Source organism: Lysinibacillus sp. FW12, from assembly GCF_050817245.1.
GTDB lineage: Bacteria > Bacillota > Bacilli > Bacillales_A > Planococcaceae > Lysinibacillus > Lysinibacillus irui.
On record NZ_CP139094.1, the window covers coordinates 416,813 to 433,563 of the forward strand.

At 35.8% G+C, this 16,751-nt stretch carries 22 protein-coding genes and 1 pseudogene; 14 read left to right on the forward strand and 9 right to left on the reverse strand.

Annotated features, from left to right (window positions below):
- The first annotated feature begins 112 nt into the window (after positions 1 to 112).
- The 6 genes from SJW71_RS02190 (at position 113) to SJW71_RS02215 (ending at position 4,963) form a co-directional block, all read left to right on the forward strand.
- Positions 113 to 1,024, forward strand: coding sequence for an ABC transporter ATP-binding protein (locus SJW71_RS02190; RefSeq protein WP_312506559.1), 912 nt, complete (start codon positions 113 to 115; stop codon positions 1,022 to 1,024).
- Positions 1,021 to 1,731, forward strand: a complete 711-nt coding sequence (locus SJW71_RS02195; RefSeq protein ID WP_274794840.1) for an ABC transporter permease — start codon at positions 1,021 to 1,023, stop codon at positions 1,729 to 1,731. The genes SJW71_RS02190 and SJW71_RS02195 overlap by 4 nt, the downstream gene beginning before the upstream one ends.
- Complete coding sequence (locus tag SJW71_RS02200) at positions 1,731 to 2,468, forward strand: ABC transporter permease (protein WP_322605262.1); 738 nt, start codon at positions 1,731 to 1,733, stop codon at positions 2,466 to 2,468. The genes SJW71_RS02195 and SJW71_RS02200 overlap by 1 nt, the downstream gene beginning before the upstream one ends.
- An 18-nt stretch (positions 2,469 to 2,486) precedes the next feature.
- Positions 2,487 to 3,749: an erythromycin esterase family protein gene (locus tag SJW71_RS02205; protein ID WP_312506557.1), complete on the forward strand. Its 1,263-nt coding sequence runs from the start codon at positions 2,487 to 2,489 to the stop codon at positions 3,747 to 3,749.
- A 67-nt stretch (positions 3,750 to 3,816) separates the two neighbouring features.
- Positions 3,817 to 4,701, forward strand: a complete 885-nt coding sequence (locus tag SJW71_RS02210) for a helix-turn-helix domain-containing protein (RefSeq protein ID WP_431811703.1) — start codon at positions 3,817 to 3,819, stop codon at positions 4,699 to 4,701.
- Positions 4,702 to 4,804: 103 nt separating this feature from the next.
- Entirely contained in the window at positions 4,805 to 4,963 is a 159-nt protein-coding gene (locus SJW71_RS02215; protein WP_004231699.1) for a DUF1540 domain-containing protein, read from the forward strand.
- 48 nt (positions 4,964 to 5,011) lie between these two features.
- On the opposite strand, the gene SJW71_RS02220 is transcribed toward SJW71_RS02215, so the two are convergent.
- From SJW71_RS02220 to SJW71_RS02230, 3 genes are all read right to left on the reverse strand, one after another.
- Positions 5,012 to 5,254, reverse strand: a complete 243-nt coding sequence (locus tag SJW71_RS02220) for a hypothetical protein (protein WP_004231701.1) — start codon at positions 5,252 to 5,254, stop codon at positions 5,012 to 5,014.
- 98 nt (positions 5,255 to 5,352) lie between these two features.
- Positions 5,353 to 6,447 carry a sensor histidine kinase gene (locus SJW71_RS02225; protein ID WP_431811704.1) on the reverse strand — a complete coding sequence of 365 codons (1,095 nt, stop codon included), beginning with the start codon at positions 6,445 to 6,447 and terminating at the stop codon, positions 5,353 to 5,355.
- Positions 6,438 to 7,160 carry a response regulator transcription factor gene (locus tag SJW71_RS02230; protein WP_312506554.1) on the reverse strand — a complete coding sequence of 241 codons (723 nt, stop codon included), beginning with the start codon at positions 7,158 to 7,160 and terminating at the stop codon, positions 6,438 to 6,440. The genes SJW71_RS02225 and SJW71_RS02230 overlap by 10 nt, the downstream gene beginning before the upstream one ends.
- A gap of 156 nt (positions 7,161 to 7,316) precedes the next feature.
- Here SJW71_RS02230 and SJW71_RS02235 point away from each other — a divergent pair, with 156 nt between their 5' ends.
- From SJW71_RS02235 to SJW71_RS02255, 5 genes and pseudogenes are all read left to right on the forward strand, one after another.
- A complete protein-coding gene (locus SJW71_RS02235; protein WP_431811705.1) occupies positions 7,317 to 8,237 on the forward strand; it encodes an ABC transporter ATP-binding protein in 921 nt (306 codons plus the stop codon).
- Positions 8,230 to 8,927 (forward strand): annotated as a pseudogene (locus SJW71_RS02240) (ABC transporter permease). The gene SJW71_RS02235 and the pseudogene SJW71_RS02240 overlap by 8 nt, the downstream one beginning before the upstream one ends.
- Positions 8,928 to 8,941: 14 nt before the next feature.
- The gene (locus SJW71_RS02245) at positions 8,942 to 9,814 is read left to right on the forward strand and encodes a DUF4097 family beta strand repeat-containing protein (protein ID WP_431811706.1); all 873 of its coding nucleotides are present in this window, start codon (positions 8,942 to 8,944) and stop codon (positions 9,812 to 9,814) included.
- 21 nt (positions 9,815 to 9,835) lie between these two features.
- Complete coding sequence (locus tag SJW71_RS02250) at positions 9,836 to 10,384, forward strand: histidine phosphatase family protein (RefSeq protein ID WP_274794832.1); 549 nt, start codon at positions 9,836 to 9,838, stop codon at positions 10,382 to 10,384.
- A gap of 86 nt (positions 10,385 to 10,470) precedes the next feature.
- The gene (locus SJW71_RS02255; RefSeq protein WP_322605267.1) at positions 10,471 to 11,118 is read left to right on the forward strand and encodes a uridine kinase family protein; all 648 of its coding nucleotides are present in this window, start codon (positions 10,471 to 10,473) and stop codon (positions 11,116 to 11,118) included.
- 40 nt (positions 11,119 to 11,158) lie between these two features.
- On the opposite strand, the gene SJW71_RS02260 is transcribed toward SJW71_RS02255, so the two are convergent.
- From SJW71_RS02260 to SJW71_RS02275, 4 genes are all read right to left on the reverse strand, one after another.
- A complete protein-coding gene (locus SJW71_RS02260; RefSeq protein ID WP_274794830.1) occupies positions 11,159 to 11,803 on the reverse strand; it encodes an SIMPL domain-containing protein in 645 nt (214 codons plus the stop codon).
- Positions 11,804 to 11,851: 48 nt separating this feature from the next.
- The gene (locus SJW71_RS02265; RefSeq protein WP_312506551.1) at positions 11,852 to 12,478 is read right to left on the reverse strand and encodes a DUF2238 domain-containing protein; all 627 of its coding nucleotides are present in this window, start codon (positions 12,476 to 12,478) and stop codon (positions 11,852 to 11,854) included.
- A 107-nt stretch (positions 12,479 to 12,585) separates the two neighbouring features.
- A complete protein-coding gene (locus SJW71_RS02270) occupies positions 12,586 to 12,888 on the reverse strand; it encodes a YunC family protein (protein WP_274794828.1) in 303 nt (100 codons plus the stop codon).
- A 160-nt stretch (positions 12,889 to 13,048) separates the two neighbouring features.
- Complete coding sequence (locus tag SJW71_RS02275; RefSeq protein ID WP_274794827.1) at positions 13,049 to 13,171, reverse strand: hypothetical protein; 123 nt, start codon at positions 13,169 to 13,171, stop codon at positions 13,049 to 13,051.
- Between the two features lie 270 nt (positions 13,172 to 13,441).
- On the opposite strand from SJW71_RS02275, the gene SJW71_RS02280 reads away from it, so the two are divergent.
- Positions 13,442 to 14,176: a polysaccharide deacetylase family protein gene (locus SJW71_RS02280; RefSeq protein WP_431811707.1), complete on the forward strand. Its 735-nt coding sequence runs from the start codon at positions 13,442 to 13,444 to the stop codon at positions 14,174 to 14,176.
- A 55-nt stretch (positions 14,177 to 14,231) separates the two neighbouring features.
- Here SJW71_RS02280 and SJW71_RS02285 read toward each other — a convergent pair whose 3' ends face one another.
- Entirely contained in the window at positions 14,232 to 14,492 is a 261-nt protein-coding gene (locus SJW71_RS02285; RefSeq protein WP_274794825.1) for a hypothetical protein, read from the reverse strand.
- A 104-nt stretch (positions 14,493 to 14,596) separates the two neighbouring features.
- Between SJW71_RS02285 and SJW71_RS02290 the strand changes: the two genes are divergently transcribed.
- Positions 14,597 to 15,391: a DUF2268 domain-containing protein gene (locus SJW71_RS02290; protein ID WP_274794824.1), complete on the forward strand. Its 795-nt coding sequence runs from the start codon at positions 14,597 to 14,599 to the stop codon at positions 15,389 to 15,391.
- A gap of 18 nt (positions 15,392 to 15,409) precedes the next feature.
- Positions 15,410 to 15,919 (forward strand): DNA-deoxyinosine glycosylase, encoded by a 510-nt coding sequence (locus SJW71_RS02295; RefSeq protein WP_407135345.1) that lies wholly within the window; start codon positions 15,410 to 15,412, stop codon positions 15,917 to 15,919.
- Positions 15,920 to 15,931: 12 nt separating this feature from the next.
- Here the strand turns inward: SJW71_RS02295 and SJW71_RS02300 are convergent, their stop codons facing one another.
- Entirely contained in the window at positions 15,932 to 16,750 is an 819-nt protein-coding gene (locus SJW71_RS02300; RefSeq protein ID WP_274794822.1) for a cytochrome c oxidase assembly protein, read from the reverse strand.
- Position 16,751: the final 1 nt, after the last annotated feature.

The window sequence follows — 16,751 nt, forward strand, 5'->3', positions numbered from 1 at the left end:
TGTAATGAAAGCTTGGCATTTGATGATGGTAGACATTTTTAAACAAAATTTAAACTTGGCCCTTACCTATTTTTAAACTTCTATTCTTATGATAATGAAAGAGGTGAGGACAATGGAATATATCGTACAAACACAAAACTTATCAAAACGCTTTGGAAAAGAGCAAGCTGTAGCAAATTTGAACTTGCAAATACGAAAAGGCGAAATATATGGATTTTTAGGACCGAATGGGGCAGGAAAAACGACAACGATTCGTATGCTTCTTGGTTTAATGAAGCCATCCTCAGGGACAATAAAAATCTTCCAAAAGGATATTACGAAGGAGCGTATCCAAATCTTAGCTAATGTCGGCTCGTTAGTAGAAAATCCTTCGTATTATCCACATTTAACAGCCTATGAGAATTTGGAGGCGCTAAGAAAAATTTTAGGTGTGCCTAAATCTCGAATAGATGAGGTTCTAGAAATTGTTCGTTTGAAAGAGGCTGCCAATAAGAAGGTTAAGGGCTTTTCGCTAGGTATGAAGCAACGTCTTGGAATAGCAGCTTCACTACTACATAATCCTGAATTACTCATTCTAGATGAACCTACTAATGGTCTCGACCCTTCAGGCATTATTGAAATTCGTAATTTAATTAAACGACTACCGAAGGAATACGGCATGACGATTATAATTTCCAGTCATTTATTATCAGAGATCGATCAAATGGCTACACAAGTAGGTATAGTATCTAAGGGGAAATTGATATTCCAAGATTCCATTGAGGAGATGCGGAGATTCGCTCAGCCAAAGGTACTATTTAAAGTAAATAATAGTGAAAAGGGATGGCGCTGTTTACTGGCAAATGGCATTAAGGCAGATTATCAAAATGGCGTTATTTTCTTAGAGGAATGCTCGGATGAAAAAGTAGCTCATATTGTCCAAGTCCTTGTTCAGGAGGGCATTTCTGTATTCCGTGTAGAGGAAGAGAAACGCTCATTGGAGGAAATCTTCCTGCAAATGACGATGGGAGAGCAGGCGATATGATAGGTAAATTGTTAACTGCTGATTTCTTGAAGATCAAACGTAAAGGATTATGGTTTTTAACGCTTTTAGGACCATTGGGTGTAGTCGCCCTACAAATGGTTAATTACGGAGTAAGGAAAGATTATTTATTACAACAAAGTGAGGACGATTGGGGCTATTACTTATTAAACATCCATTCCTTTACACCGCTTGCCATTGTGCTGGGCATTGCTATTCTAACTTCATTCATGGCGAGTATTGAAAATGAGACAAATGCTTGGAAGCAGCTGATTGCCTTACCTGTTTCAAAATTATCCGTGTATTTATCTAAATTTACAGTGTTGGCCCTATTACTATTTTTGGCTTCCACAGTACTGATGATTTTTACGCTTAGTTATGGGCTGTTTTTAAACTTAGGAGCACCTGTACCTTACTTAGAGGTTGCCAAATTTAGTTATTTTCCTGCGCTAGCAGCATTGCCTATATTGGCGCTCCAGCTTTGGATTGCGAGTGTTAGCCACAATCAAGGGATTCCTATTACAGTAGGTATTTTCGGAGTGATATTTGCCTATTCTTCATTTGTTTTACCAGATTGGATGATATGGAAATGGCCATCATTAATGAACCAATGGGATGAGCCAATCATCAATGTGTTATTAGGCGTAGGAATTGGTATTTTACTATATATTGTTGGGATGATTGATTTTGCAAGAAGGGACGTGAAATAATGATTGCTCTACTTCGAGCCGAATGGTTTAAGTTACGTAAATCAAAAATGGTGCCGATTATTTTCGCAGGACCAATAATAGGTTTGTTTATTGGACTATCAGCCAATCTAGAGAATACTATGTCAGGGGTTCAAATCAATGAATGGTTTATTTCCTTATTCTCAATGAATTTAACATATGCATTATTATTTTTACCTCTTATTACTGGCGTTTTTGCAAGTATCATTTGTAGATATGAGCATCAGTCAGGTGGATGGAAGCAGCTTTTAGCACTGCCTGTAACAAGAGGGAAAGTATTTGTCGCGAAATATGTATTGGTTATGCTGCTTGTTTTGGCTATGCAATTATTGTATTTAGGATCTATCTATGCTGTAGGTATGCTGAAGGGCTACACGGATCCCTTTCCAATAGAGATCGTGTGGAAAAGTATTGCAGGAGGCTGGGTGGCAACATTACCCCTAGTAGCCTTACAATTGTGGATGTCCATTATGTTTAAAAGCTTTGCTGCTCCCTTTGCTGTCAATGTCATATTTACGTTACCTTCTATTTTAGCGGTAAATTCTGAGCGAATTGGTCCATATTATCCTTGGGCACAACCATTTTCAATGATGTATATAGGTGGCAATACAGACGATGTATTTTTTGTGCCTTGGGAGCAATTACTAACAGTTATAGGTGGGGGATTCATCCTATTTTTCCTCGGCGGATATTACTATTTCCAACGAAAAGCGATTTAACCTTAAGGGAGTATTGACATGACAATGATTAAACGAAGTTTACGATTATTCACTGCATCTTTGCTACTTATTGCTTTAGCAGGGTGTGGACAGGGAGAGGCAGTAACAGATGCCTCGCAATACATTAGTGAAATAGAAAATATTTCTATTCCTGATGATGTGAAAATTATTGGTTTTGGGGAAGCAACACACGGAAATATTGAATTTCAAACATTAAAAAAAGATCTGTTTGAAGCGATGATCAAAAATGAACATGTCCAAGTCTTTGTTTTAGAAGGGGATTTTGGAGGTGCCCAGCAAATTAACCAATTTATTTTAAAGGGTATTGGTACGGCGGAGGAAGCTATAAAAGCTTTAGATTATGGCATCTACCAAACCGAACAAATGGTAGAATTAGTGCAGTGGATGCACGACTATAATCTGGCAGTCGAAGAACAAGATAAAATTTATTTCTATGGTAATGATATGCAACGCTATGATTATAGCAAAAAGGGATTGCTAGATTATTATACAGATGTACATGCGGGGAATGCTGAGAAATTTAAGGCCGAGCTAAAACATATTTCAAACAAAACGATGAGAGAATTATCGAATAATCAGCTAACAGAACTGGATAAAACGATTGATACAATTATTGAAGATTTACAATCGAATAGAGAGGCATATGAGAAAAAGTCATCGAAGGATGCTTTCTCCTTTGCGGCACAATATGCTCAAATAATGAAGCAGCGAACGCAATTATTTTTGAATGATGGAAACTATATGAATTTACGAGATGAATATTTAGCTGAAAATTTACAATGGATTGTTGAATATGAAGCCACGAAAGGGCATGATAAAGTATTCATGTCAGCACATAATGGTCATATTGAGAAAACCTCTGCGACGATGGCAGGATATCAATCGATGGGACAATATTTAAACGAGCAATATAAAGATCAATATTTTGCGATTGGTACAGACTTTGTAAAAAATACATTCCAAGCACAAAATGGGTCTGGTGAACGAAAGGAATACACGATTGAACATCATAATGCTTTAGTAGATGCTTTTAGTGAGGTTAACGATACTATTTTTTATGTAGATTTTGAACATGCTAGTCAATCAGAGGAATTAGCAAGTATTCTTTCTAAAAGCCAAAGAATGGGCAATGTCGGTGACGATTTTCGTCCATGGTATAAGCTAACACAAATGCTGTATACCATTAAAATGACACCTGTTGAAGCTTATGATGGTCTTATTGTTGTACAAGAAGCAACGCCAACCAAAATAATCGATTAAAAAAATTAGCAACCTTTATCAAAAAAGCTTTTTCCTTCTCCAGTATGATGAAGATGAGGTGAGTAACATGGAGTATAGTCAGGCAACGCAAAGGACCATTGCCTTTATTGAGGAGCAGTTGACGGAAGAAATGACACTTGAGCACCTTCCTCATACTGCTGGCTATTCGAAATATCATCTAAGTCGCATTTTCAAACAAGAAACTGGATTAACAATTGGTGAGTATATTCGTATACGCCGACTAGCTTTGGCGGCAAGTTATTTAATGTACTCCAATGCATCGATATTAACAATTGCATTTACACTTCAGTTTCAATCACAAGAAGCTTTTACACGAGCTTTTAAAGAAATTTACGCTTTGCCGCCAGGGAAGTATCGAAAAATGATGCAATCATTAAGCATGACGGAGGAGGAAAAATTAGTGGTATCAAATGAACAGGTTAAGGGTTGGATGTTGAGCGGTGGGAATCCTGAGTTATATCAATTTCATACAGATGACAAGGTATTTCATTCAGGAACTCGTTCGGGAGTATTGTATTCTTCAAGCGCTTCAGCGAATAATGGACAATTCGCTACGATGATGCAGGGCTTTCAAGCAGCTGAATTTAAAGGCAAGCGCTTGAAAATGTCATGCTATTTAAAGACTGTAGATGCTGCCAAATGTGGTGCATGGATGCGCATTGACAATGCTACGGGTGATACGATTCAATTTGACAATATGGATCAACGGTCTGTAAAAGGGACTACCGAATGGAATCACTATTCTATTGTGTTAGATGTGCCTGAAGAAGGTGATTCCATTTATTTTGGTGTGTTATTGATTGGCTCGGGTAAGGTATGGGCAGATGGTTTCCGCTTTGAGGAAGTCGACGACAAGGTACCTTCAACTAACATGCTTTCACAGGAACGATTACCTAAACAACCAGCTAATTTAGACTTTAGCATGGATTGATTTTGATGCTTTGTTATTCAAGCTTCACCAGTGATTGACTTTGATTAATAACGTATCGTTTACCTCTAATTTGTTAAAGCTAATAAAGAGGAGGTGTGAAACGATGGCACAAGAAATTCTTTGTGAAGTCAATAACTGTACATTTTGGGATTCTGGAAACAAATGTACTGCAGAAAAAATTTATGTTGTCAGCCAGAAGGGACAACATGCTTCCAACAGTGAGGAAACAGACTGTAAAACATTCGAACCTGAAACGCATTAATGACTAAAGGGTAATCATGAATATGATTACCCTTTATCCCTGTCTTTATTAATAAATATCCACTTTTTCTTTGTTAAATAAAAGTGCATGCGCATTTTTTACTTTTTCTTCTACATAATCCAACGAGTATTTACCAACAGAATCTGTTAAATCTCCAATTGCCCGCGACAAATTATCAATAATCGGAATTAATTTGTGCATTTCAGTGCGATGTTTCTCTTTGTGCATCTCATCCATGATTTCATATGCAAGACGCTGGATCTTCCTTAGTCGCAATTTTTCAGATTGCATTGAATCCTCCTTATTGAACCAATTTATGATGTCTAATTATATGAGCTACAATAAGGTTTCATGAATGATGTTCTTTAGAAATAAATGCTAGTGTTATGTTATCTTTTCGGAAGTCTAATGGTGAATGTAGTCCCTTTAGCAAGCTCGCTTTCTACAGAAATAGTGCCACTATGTGCTTGAACAAGGTTATAAACAATTGCCATGCCTAATCCAGTGCCTTCAGAAGAGGTATCTGTAGTTGTCCCACGATAATACTGTTGGAATATATTCTCTGTCATCTCGGGAGACATACCAACTCCGTTATCCACAATGTGAATTTCAACAAATTGATCGCTATCAAAAATATGTGTATAAATATCAGTGTTCTGAGGGTTGTGGATAATCGAGTTCATTAAAATATTTTGCAATATCCGCTGCATGTATTTAGTGTCAAAATCAATGTTTATAGAATTTTTATCTGCTTGAAAATGCAATATATATTTTTCTGCTTGTGGATAATTGCTTATGTTAGCAACAATTCTTTTTGTAAATTCAACAATATCATGTTTTGTTTTGTGAAGGGGTAGTTTTCCATTTGTATTATTTAACTGAATAACGAGACTTAAATCTTGAATTAACTCCTCCATATGTTTTCCTTTATCAGCAATTTCCTGAATAAAACTATGTGCTTCTTCCTTCGACCATTCATATAGATCGTTTAATAATAGTGTAGAGTAGCCTGTAATATAGGTAAGTGGTGTTTTCAAATCATGAGATATACCAGCTATCCATTCTTGTTTTGCTTGTTCCACTTGGGCTCTTTCTATTTCGGCAGCCTTGAGTTTTGCTGATAAGGATTGTAGATGTTCTAGTACCTCTTGGTATAGCATAAAGCGCATACGAAGTTTGCCTTTCCGGTTATAAATCTTAGAAAGCCCATTTGGTTTTATGTAGTTTTCCTGTGAAAGCTGCTGAATCCAAGTCATGATAAAACCGAGCGGACCTCCAAAATACCAGCCAAATACAGCAATGCAAATTAACGTGCTAAAGCAAAAAATCCATAGTACCAGCAAATTCTCATAATCTTCACTAACAGTGTGCTTAAAGATTGGAAGAATACCTTCAAGCCCGATTAGAATGCAAATGCCGCTAAAAAGTATCCACAGTATGATCCCCAAAGCGAGATGTAGTGTAAATCGAGTATTTATTCGCATAATAATCCCTCTTTTGGTGGGATAAATTTATAGCCAATGCCTCGCAGATTAACGATTATTTTAGGTTTACGCGTATCATCCCCAAGTTTTTTTCGTAATTTCGAAATATGAATGGTAACAGTCTTCTCCTCACCATAAACATCATTTCCCCAGACAAATTCGTAAAGTTGAGAAGTTGTATAAATACGATTTGGGTTTTTACAGAAGAAGTGCAGAAGCTCCAGTTCTTTAGCGGTGCATTCAACAATTTGATGATCTACTTTCAGCGTCGCCGACTCCGGATTAAAGGCAAAATAACCAAAATCGTACTTAATACTTTGTTGTTGCTGAGCAGCCTCATACATTTTTTGACGTCGAAGAATAACTTTTATTCTAGCTACAACCTCTAAAGGATTAAATGGTTTTGTTATATAATCGTCGCCGCCAATACCTAAACCAGTTAATTTATCAAAATCTGTTGACCGAGCGCTGACAAAAATTATAGGTGTGTTGGTATGCTTACGTATTTCCGTACATAACTCAAAGCCACTAATATCAGGTAGCATAATATCCAGCAGAATGACATCGTAATCATTGTCCTTAACAAGCTGTAGAGTTCCTTTACCGGTTGAAGAAGTCTCAATATTTATAAAGTTCTCTTTCCGTAGTGTAATATCTAATAATTTTAAAATGCCCAATTCATCATCCACGATTAAGATATTTGCCGTTTCCACTTTTATCCCTCTTTTCCTTTTCATCATAACAGCTTCTAGTTTTGAAATCCTCATTCAGTAAAAATATTACGGTCATTTTCCATTGTGTTTACTTTATTTTTACTTTCCTTTATTAAGCTTAAAGTAACGAAAACAAAATGGTGAGGAGCTAAAACTGTGGAAGCTGTTATTGAAATTAAACAATTAAATAAAAGTTTTAAAGGAGTAGAGACCATCTCTAGTGTCAATATGAATATTCGGCCAGGAGAGATTTATGGTTTCTTAGGTCCGAATGGAGCGGGGAAAACGACCATTATGAAAATGATTTTAAATTTAATAAAACCTACATCTGGTGACATTAAAGTTTTTAATCAACCTGTTACGAGGACTTCTTATCAATATTTAAGCAAAATAGGAAGCATTATTGAGTACCCCGAATTCTATGAAAGGCTGTCAGCAAAGGAGAATTTAGAACTACATTGCGAATATATGGGCATTTATGAAAAAAAGGCAGCTGACGAAGCTCTCAAAATAGTTGGCCTGCAAGGTGTTGAAAATAAAAAGATTAGTGAATTTTCCTTGGGAATGAAGCAAAGATTAGGGATTGCGCGTGCCATTGTTACCAAGCCAGAGATTTTAATTTTAGATGAACCGATTAATGGTCTTGACCCGATTGGCATTAAAGAGGTGCGTGAATTGCTAGTGCTACTAAAAGAAGAGTATGGCATCACAATTTTAATCTCGAGTCATATTGTATCAGAGATTGAATCTATCGCGGATACAGTAGGCATTCTTCAGCATGGAAAATTACTAAAAGAAGTCAGGATGGATGATATTCGAAAAGAAACAATGGAATATCTTGAAATCACGGTGGACGATTTAAAGAAAACAACGAATGTCCTGGAGAGTTTGAACATTCGAAACTATGAAATCGCGAGTCAACAGAGGGTGCGTATATTTGATGAAAATAATTCATCATCTCAAATTAATAAAGAACTCATTGTTAATGGCATTGTCGTTCATAGTATTGAAAAGCAACAACAGCATTTAGAAGAGTATTTTTTAAAACTGATTGATGGGGGAAATCAACATGCTTAAACTACTAAGGCTAGAGTGGAAAAAGAATCGGATGGCGGGTTATTTTAATGGCTTAATCATTAGTATAATAGGTATATTTGTAGCTGTTACATTAATGGCGGTGGGGTCTGAGGGGGATAGTGAGTTTCAGAATTACACAGAATTTATGTCGTTAACGAACATTTTAATTAGAATTGTCTTTATTATTTTTTCGAGTGTTATTCTTGCACGTCTAGTTATCGATGAATATAAAAATAAAACAGTTCAATTATTATTTTCATATCCATTGAAAAGAAAAAAATTATAGTCGCTAAGCTTCTTCTCGTCTTTAGCTTTTGTTTTGTAAGCATCATAAGTGCAACAATCGTTATCAATTTACTTATTTATTTTTTAAATCCGACATTGGGTCTTTTTGGGGAATCTACTGACTTAAAAGAAATGCTTGAGACAGTTCCTTCGCTGCTACTAAGTGCTTTTATGACAGCTGGCGTAAGCTTAATACCGTTGTACTTTGGTATGCGAAAAAAATCAACCGCCTCAACCATTACATCAGCTGTATTCATTGGATTTGTCATTAACGCTACAATTTCTGATGGCTCTACCTCCTCTAGTTTATTTCAAATCATTGCTGTGCCAATTATGTTGTGTTTAGTAGGGTTTTTTGTAGGTTATCTATCCTACCGCAAAGTTGATAAAGTGGATCTAACGTGAAATGAGGAGATTTGATGAAAAAAACCATTGTAACGACTCTACTATTTTTTATTCTAGTAGGTGGACTATTAGTTGTCTTGAAACTAAATGGGGAGCAAAGCTATGAAAAACAAAAGTCTTTTGATGGACAGCAAATTCAAATACTAGAAATAGACAATGAGTCGTGGAATATTGTATTAGAAAATATAGATTCAGAGGAACTGAAAATTAATATTAAAGGAAATAAGCAAAAGAAACAAAGTGACCCTGTGGAAATAAAAGAAGATGGTCAAAAAATAAGTGTATTTCAAAGAGATACAGAAGTAGGTATTCTAAAAAATATTAGTATTGGCGAAAAAGGAACTATTCACATTGCTATACCAAAGAATTCAGTTAAATTAATTGCAATAAGAAATAGTTATGGGGATCTTCGTATTAATCATTTAGCAACTGAGGTCATGACAATATCAAGTGAATCAGGCTCAACTATAATGAAGGGGCTTGCAGCCAATAAAGGAGAACTTATATCGAAGGATGGGGAAATAAATATTTTAGATAGCTCTTTGGAAGAATTATTAATAAGTGCTACGAATGGTGATAGCTACATTACTAACGTTTCTAGCACAAAGACGAAAATTACTTCATCTAGCGGTGAGGTTGTTTTGAAAGAGATAGATGAAGAAAAATCATTATTAATCGAAACTGGCTCAGGAGATATTACGATTTCTTATAAAAATAACCCACAATCATTAGAGCTTTCAGCTTCGAGTGATTCAGCAGACATTACTGTTGATTTAAAAGGTTTAAACAAAAAAGATGTGAGTGGAAATTCAATGAGTGGGACAATTGGAGAGTCGTCAAATAAGTTGGAACTAGTCAGTAAAGCAGGTATAATAAATGTTAAATAAATACAAATAAAGGGGGCTTTTATGGGGGAGATTTACGTCATTAGACATTGTCTAGCAGAAGGGCAATCTGAAGATGCCTCTTTAACGCAGGAGGGAAAAAAGCAGGCGGAAAGTTTAGTAGATTTTTTCAAGGATATAAAAATTGATCGAATTCTTTCTAGCCCTTTTTTAAGAGCAATTCAATCCATAGAACCACTAAGTACGAAGGATAATATTACGATAGAAATTGAGGAAAGACTTTCAGAGCGACTTTTAAGTACTAGAGATTTACCGGATTGGTATGAAAAATTACAGGCAACATTTATCGATTTGGATTTAACATTTGATGGTGGCGAATCTAGTAAAGAAGCGATGAATCGAATTGTAAATGTTGTAGAAGAAGCATTTGCTCGAAATGTTGCGAGTACAGTAATCGTAAGTCATGGCAATATCATTGCATTGTTATTGAAGTATTATGATAAGGACGTTGATTTTCAAAGCTGGAAAAATTTAAGCAATCCAGATGTTTTTCGATTAAGTAAAAAGCATAGCAATGTCAGAATAGAGCGAGTATGGAATCCGGATTTTTAAATACAAGGTGGTATGGTAGGAGTGTCTTATCATACCTTTTAGTATGATTTCAGAGAAATTGTTCTATATAAAAGAAGGAGTGTATAATGGAGACCATTTTAAAAGATATTTTAACATGGATTACGTTAGCTGATAAAAGGATAATCATTGGCATTTCAGGGCATGGAGCTGCAGGAAAAACAACGTTTGCCCATAAATTAATAAATGCTTTAAATCGAGATGAAGTGAATTATATGAATACGGATCCGTATATTGTGAGTTCAGATATACGCAAACAGGCAATCATTGATTATACATATCAACATCAGGATCATCGTTTTAAAATGACTGCTTGTCATCCTGCTGCACATCATCTACCTTCATTGGAAAGAGATGTTCAGATGATAAAAGAAGGACTAGATTTATGGACCATCGATACACATTATATGAAAAGTTCTTTCGTTTCTTCCAAAAGGCCAATTACGATTGTTGAAGGTATGAGTGTAGCGTTTATAAATCCGGAGTTATTTGACTTAAAAATTTACTTTTATACAGATGAAGCTACAGAACTAATGAGAAGATCTGGACGTGATGTAAACGAAAGAGGAACAGAACTCAATTATTTAAAGCAGTCACATAATGAACGACGTATTCAATATGAGTTATTTATGCATCCGTATAGTCAGTATTTTGATGTGGTGATTAAAACACATCAAAATGAATTTCATATTGAGAAAAATATTTTTTTAAAATAATAAAAGAGCCTTCATCGCCACAAGCAGAAGGCTCTATTTGTTAGTATTGATATGTTACGCGAACAGTAGCTTGGATTGCTACTTGCCCTTGTGCGATAGGTGTATTTCCAGAGGCATCAACCATAGAACGATAAAGGATAGGTGTGTTAACCTGCTCCTCGACAATTTCAATTGGGAGAGGTTGTAAAGGAAGATGCATGGTTTCCGCAATCGTTTTTGCCTTCAAAAGAGCATTTTGAAGGGCTACTCTTAATGCTTGCTGATAGTAAGCATCTGTATGGTCAATATTGAACTGAATGTTGGCAATACGATTTGCCCCATGCTCTATGGCAGTATCAATGATTAAGCCAAGATCGTCTATATTCGTTACGTTGACAGTAACGGCATTAATCACTTCATAGCCATTAAAAATTTGCTTGCCATCTTCAAACTGATATAGCGGTGTAATTGTATAACTTGTTGTTTGAATTTGTTCTCTTGGAATACCAAGCGCTACGAGTGATTGAATGACTTGATTCATAATGATCGCATTCTCCTGTTGTGGCACCTGGACATTATCCCCTTGTGTTTGAACTTCAATTTGTAGTTGAGCAGAAGTGGGCGTAGCCTTTACCTGTCCGTTGCCAGTTACAGTCATAACACGCGATGTATGGGTTGCTTGTTGATTGACCTGTGCATAGTACATACAATACCACCCTTCGTGAGCTTTATAGTATAAGCTATGCAAAAAAGTTTATGACTTGTCTAGTTTTTTTAATAATTTATTATGGAGCTTTGTAAATAATAATAAGGTTAAAATTGTTCCTAGCAAGGCTAAAAACATGTCCCATTGAGCATCCCAGCGATCTCCCTGCATTCCTAAAAAGTCTTTTGCCCCTTTACTGCCCTTCGAGACTCTTGTGCTTAACCATTCGATGATTTCATAAAATGCAGCAATTGCAAGCAAAATACTAATTGTTATGCCTGTTAACCAAGCTCCTTTAGTAAGCGTAGTCTTTCTAAGTAGTATTTCTCTTATAACAATAGCTAATAAACCTTTTAAAAAATGGCCAAAGCGATCATAGTGATTACGTTGTAAATGAAACTCTTCTTTTATCCAGTTAAAAAGGGGGACTTCCGAATAGGTATAATGCCCACCTATAAAAGTAAGGATTGAAAGTAGGGCAATGATAAAGTAAGAAAATGTTGTGAAGCGAAATTTATTATAGATACAAACAACAACAATAATCGCCACAATGCCAGGGCTTACTTCTGCTAGCCAATCTAAGTAGGAGGATGGCTTAATGACAGACCAGACGAAGACAATCAGGACGATAGCAAGTAATGTTACATGTATCTTAAAATGTTTCCGATTATTCATAATGATACACTCCCTTTGTCCCACAGTATGGGGAAGGGGGAAATTGCTTATTCAAGAAGTAGTAAGAAAAAGCGTCTAGTTACTCTAGAACTGACGCTTTTAGTATGTTAAATCATTTTTAAAAGTGCTTCTACGCCAGACATTCCTTCTGTAATACCAAGCTGCTCTGCTTCATATGTTACCGATTCTAATGGAGCTGTTAAAAGCTCATCAATTGTCTTCACCCCAACTGCACGACCAGCAACAATTTTTCGATCAACTAAGCGACTATTTAAAAGACCAACATCTAATGCTCCACACATAATATAGCCTGTATTATTGGAAATGGTCAGTAGCGTTGTTTTAGGTAATTGAACAACTACTGCTGTGAAGAAATGCCCTTTAATCATAATAGGTTCAATTGTCACCATCAAAATCACTCCTTTTCTCTATATACATATGGTGATGGTGAGTAAGGTGTTCAACATTTCTATTAAAAAAATGTGAAAGAAGGTGACAACTAAACTAATCAATTAGTTATATGGAAAAAACCAAAAAAAATCTACTCGTAATGAATAGATTCCTTTACCTTTATTTTGTATAAGAAAGTAAAGCGGTTTGCTTAAAATTATTTAAAGCAATTGTTGCCTCACTTTTAGTACTGTATTCAAACATGCGGTACGTATTTTTTTCAAAAACCGTAATAACCCACATATATGTCATCTCCTTTATTGTGTTGCATAACATTTAATTTATTTGTGAATCTGTTATATATCAATGATGATTTTATTTTACATTAGATCATAAAAAAATAAAGGTCTATTCATAACCTTTCACATATTGTTCAAAATTTTATGTAGTTCATAATGTTTTTTTGAAATAATTAAAGGAGAAAACCGTTAGTCCTTTTGGAAGTATAATTCACTGTAATTCGTAAATAGTAAGTTGACGGAGTTCTGAATGTTGGACTTGGGAGGTGATGCTATGACACGTAATTATGTACTGCTTCTAACAGTTTGCTTTTTAATCATCTCGGGACTTTTAGGAATGAAAGGCTATGCAGATAAGGGGCGCCCATATTATGAAGAGACAGGTAAAGTTGTATGGGATATCAATACAGAAGATAAAATTGTTGCCCTTACCTTTGACGATGGCCCACATCCAAAATACACGGCTGCAGTGCTTGACTTACTAGCTAAACATGATGCTAAAGCAACCTTTTTTATTATTGGAAAAAATGCAGAGAAGTATCCAGAGCTTGTTTTACGTTCTTATACAGAAGGGCATGAATTAGCAAATCATACGTATACACATCCATTTAAAGTTTCCATCAAAAAATTGCAAGAAGAGCTTCAACAAACGAATGACACGATTTATAGTATTACTGGTTTTTCCCCAGTTTTATTCCGTCCCGTTGGTGGAAATTATACGGATGCTATGATAAATGCTGCTGTTAAGGACGGCTACAAGGTCGTAATGTGGTCTTGGCATCAGGATACTCAAGATTGGAAGGAGCCTGGTGTCAAGAAAATAGTGCAAAAGGTGATGAAGGGAACAAGACCTGGAGATGTCATTTTATTTCATGATGGTGGCGGGAACCGTTCGCAAACGATTAAGGCACTAGAAGAAATAATACCCGCATTAAAAAAACAAGGCTATTCATTTGTCACAATATCCGAGTTGATTGAAAGTAAACAGCAACAAGAGCAAATTCAATAACGAAAAATAAGCCATCTCAACTAGGTTTGAAATGGCTTATTTTTCATAGTTTGATTTAGAAGAAAATAATTGGAGCTAGTGCAATACCTAATATTGTTCCTAAAGCTATTCCATAGCCAAAACCGGCACCTCTATATCCCCCGAATCCCCAAAATCCTAAACCATAACCACTGTATCTTCTATCAGGTAGAATCCATACCTGTCTTCTGTCTACCCTTGTGATTTCCCCAACATGTACTCTACCAGATGAATCCGAAATCCTTACACGTTTTCCATGATATTTACAGCAGAGATTATAAGCATCAGATGGATTCACACATATCCCTCCTTTCGATGTCATTACAAGCTAATATATGCGGTTTAATGCATTTATCACTAGCCGATTGTCTATTCCAACATATGCTATATAGAGGTGATGACATGGCAGTCGTGTCAACAGATAAGTGGCTGGAGGAATTTATAAGTGCAAGGAAATTGGCAAGAAAAAAAGAACTAAATAGCTTACAGTGTTCCATTCTTTGTGAGCGTTTAGGAGAGATATTTCAAGATGGATTGCCAGAAGAAATACAATTTTCATTACAGCAACAGGGGCTTTTTCTTCCAAATGAGGTAGTTCAATTAGAGAAATTAAAGAAAAACAATGTTTGGGATTGTGTGGAACAGGAATTTATTTATTTACAACAAAAATGGAATGGTCCAGCAGTACCTATTTATATTTTTCCAATCACACAGCAGCAAACGATGACCAATAAAAACGGTGTTGCATATCCTCAAGCACTTTTTTTATTTATTGGTGAAATAGAAACAAGAGAACTTCAAGCGCTGTTTGCCCATGAATATAACCATGTATGCCGTTTACACAACTTAAAAAAGTCTCTTGGAGATATGACTTTGTTGGATTCTCTTATTTTAGAGGGATTAGCAGAATGTGCGGTGCAAGAATTATACGGAGAAAAATGGCTATTACCGTGGTTAAAGAACTACAAATTGGAAGAGCTTTTAGCTTTGTGGAAGACCTATTTTTTGCCTCATTTAAAACTTCAAGGAGTTGAAAAACATAGGCCATTTTTATATGGTGGAAAGCTTCCTTTGTGGATAGGCTACTGTATAGGCTACGAGATCGTGCAGACATATATAAAGAATCATCCTACTCATCATCCGTTATCCATATCAAGCCAAGATATACTTGCTGGATCAGATTTTCCGCTACAATAGAGAAAAGGAGTGATTGTTGTGTCAAATGAAATAACAAATGTATTATTACCAGTCGTAAATTCATCAACAAAGGTGCTTATTGTTGGCTCGATGCCTGGAAAGCAATCATTAGAAAAGCAGCAATACTATGGTAATCCACGCAATCACTTTTGGCCCATTATTGGTGAAGTATTGGAAACAGATATTCCAGATGAATATGATAAAAGAATTGCATTATTAGAAAGCAATTCAATTGGTCTTTGGGATACGATTGAAACCTGTGAACGTGAAGGTAGTCTTGATGCAGCGATTCGTAATGAAAAGCCGAATGATTTTCAAACACTTTTTGAAAAGTATCCTAACATCCAATTAGTGCTTTTTAATGGAGGGAAGGCATTTGAAGTTTTTAAAAAGCATCTTGGCCTAGAACTGCTTGAAGGACGAGCTTACAAAAAAATGCCGTCCACAAGTCCAATCCCAGGAAAAAATATAAAATCCTTTGCTGAAAAGCTAGAGGACTGGCGCATTATCCAATCCTATTTAACTTAATTTCAGCAATCACTAAAACCTAGGTTCATTTGAGTAATTCGAATGAGAAGAAATAGCTGCCTTAAAATTTCTTGCGCTTTTAAACCAATGATAAAAAAGGATATAAACAATAATCATTTCAATTGCATCGCCACCGTAATACATGATCTTGGCACCTAGCTCTGCCTGTGTAGCTATTACATGCTGAGGAGGATACGCATAAATATATTTTGCTAGGATAGAGTGAGCTGCTAATGCTACTAATAATATAATGGATCGAAAGACATAGGAGTGTGGATGTGGAGTGGGATCAATATAAATAAAAGCAATGGTAAACACATAACCTGCTAGAAAAATGTGAAGATGAATAAAAATATATAAAAGTAAATGTTCGTGCATCATGTTGAAAAGTGGTGTTGTATAGAGTAACCATAGACCACCTACATTTAGCGTAGATGCAATTATCGGGTGACGAACAAAACGGAAATAAGGACTTCTTATTATCCGAGAAAGAGTACGTGCCGTATTTACTGGTAAGGTCCTTAAAAGTAATGTCATAGGTGCTGCTAATACCATAAGTAGTGGGGCAAGCATACCAAGCAATAAATGACCTATCATGTGTGCGACAAAATTGACATGAATAAGGGAAGCCAATGGGCCAATTAATGTAACAAGGGCACTTACACATCCTACTATCCAACAGCTAGTACGATAATGTGACCATTGCTTTTTATGTTGATTCGAAACAATGACAGCAACGATATAGAAAATAAGTGCTATAAAAAATGGAAAAGCTAATATTTGCTGTCCAAAGGTGAAAAAATTTTGGATGTGAGCTTCATGAGAATGCAAA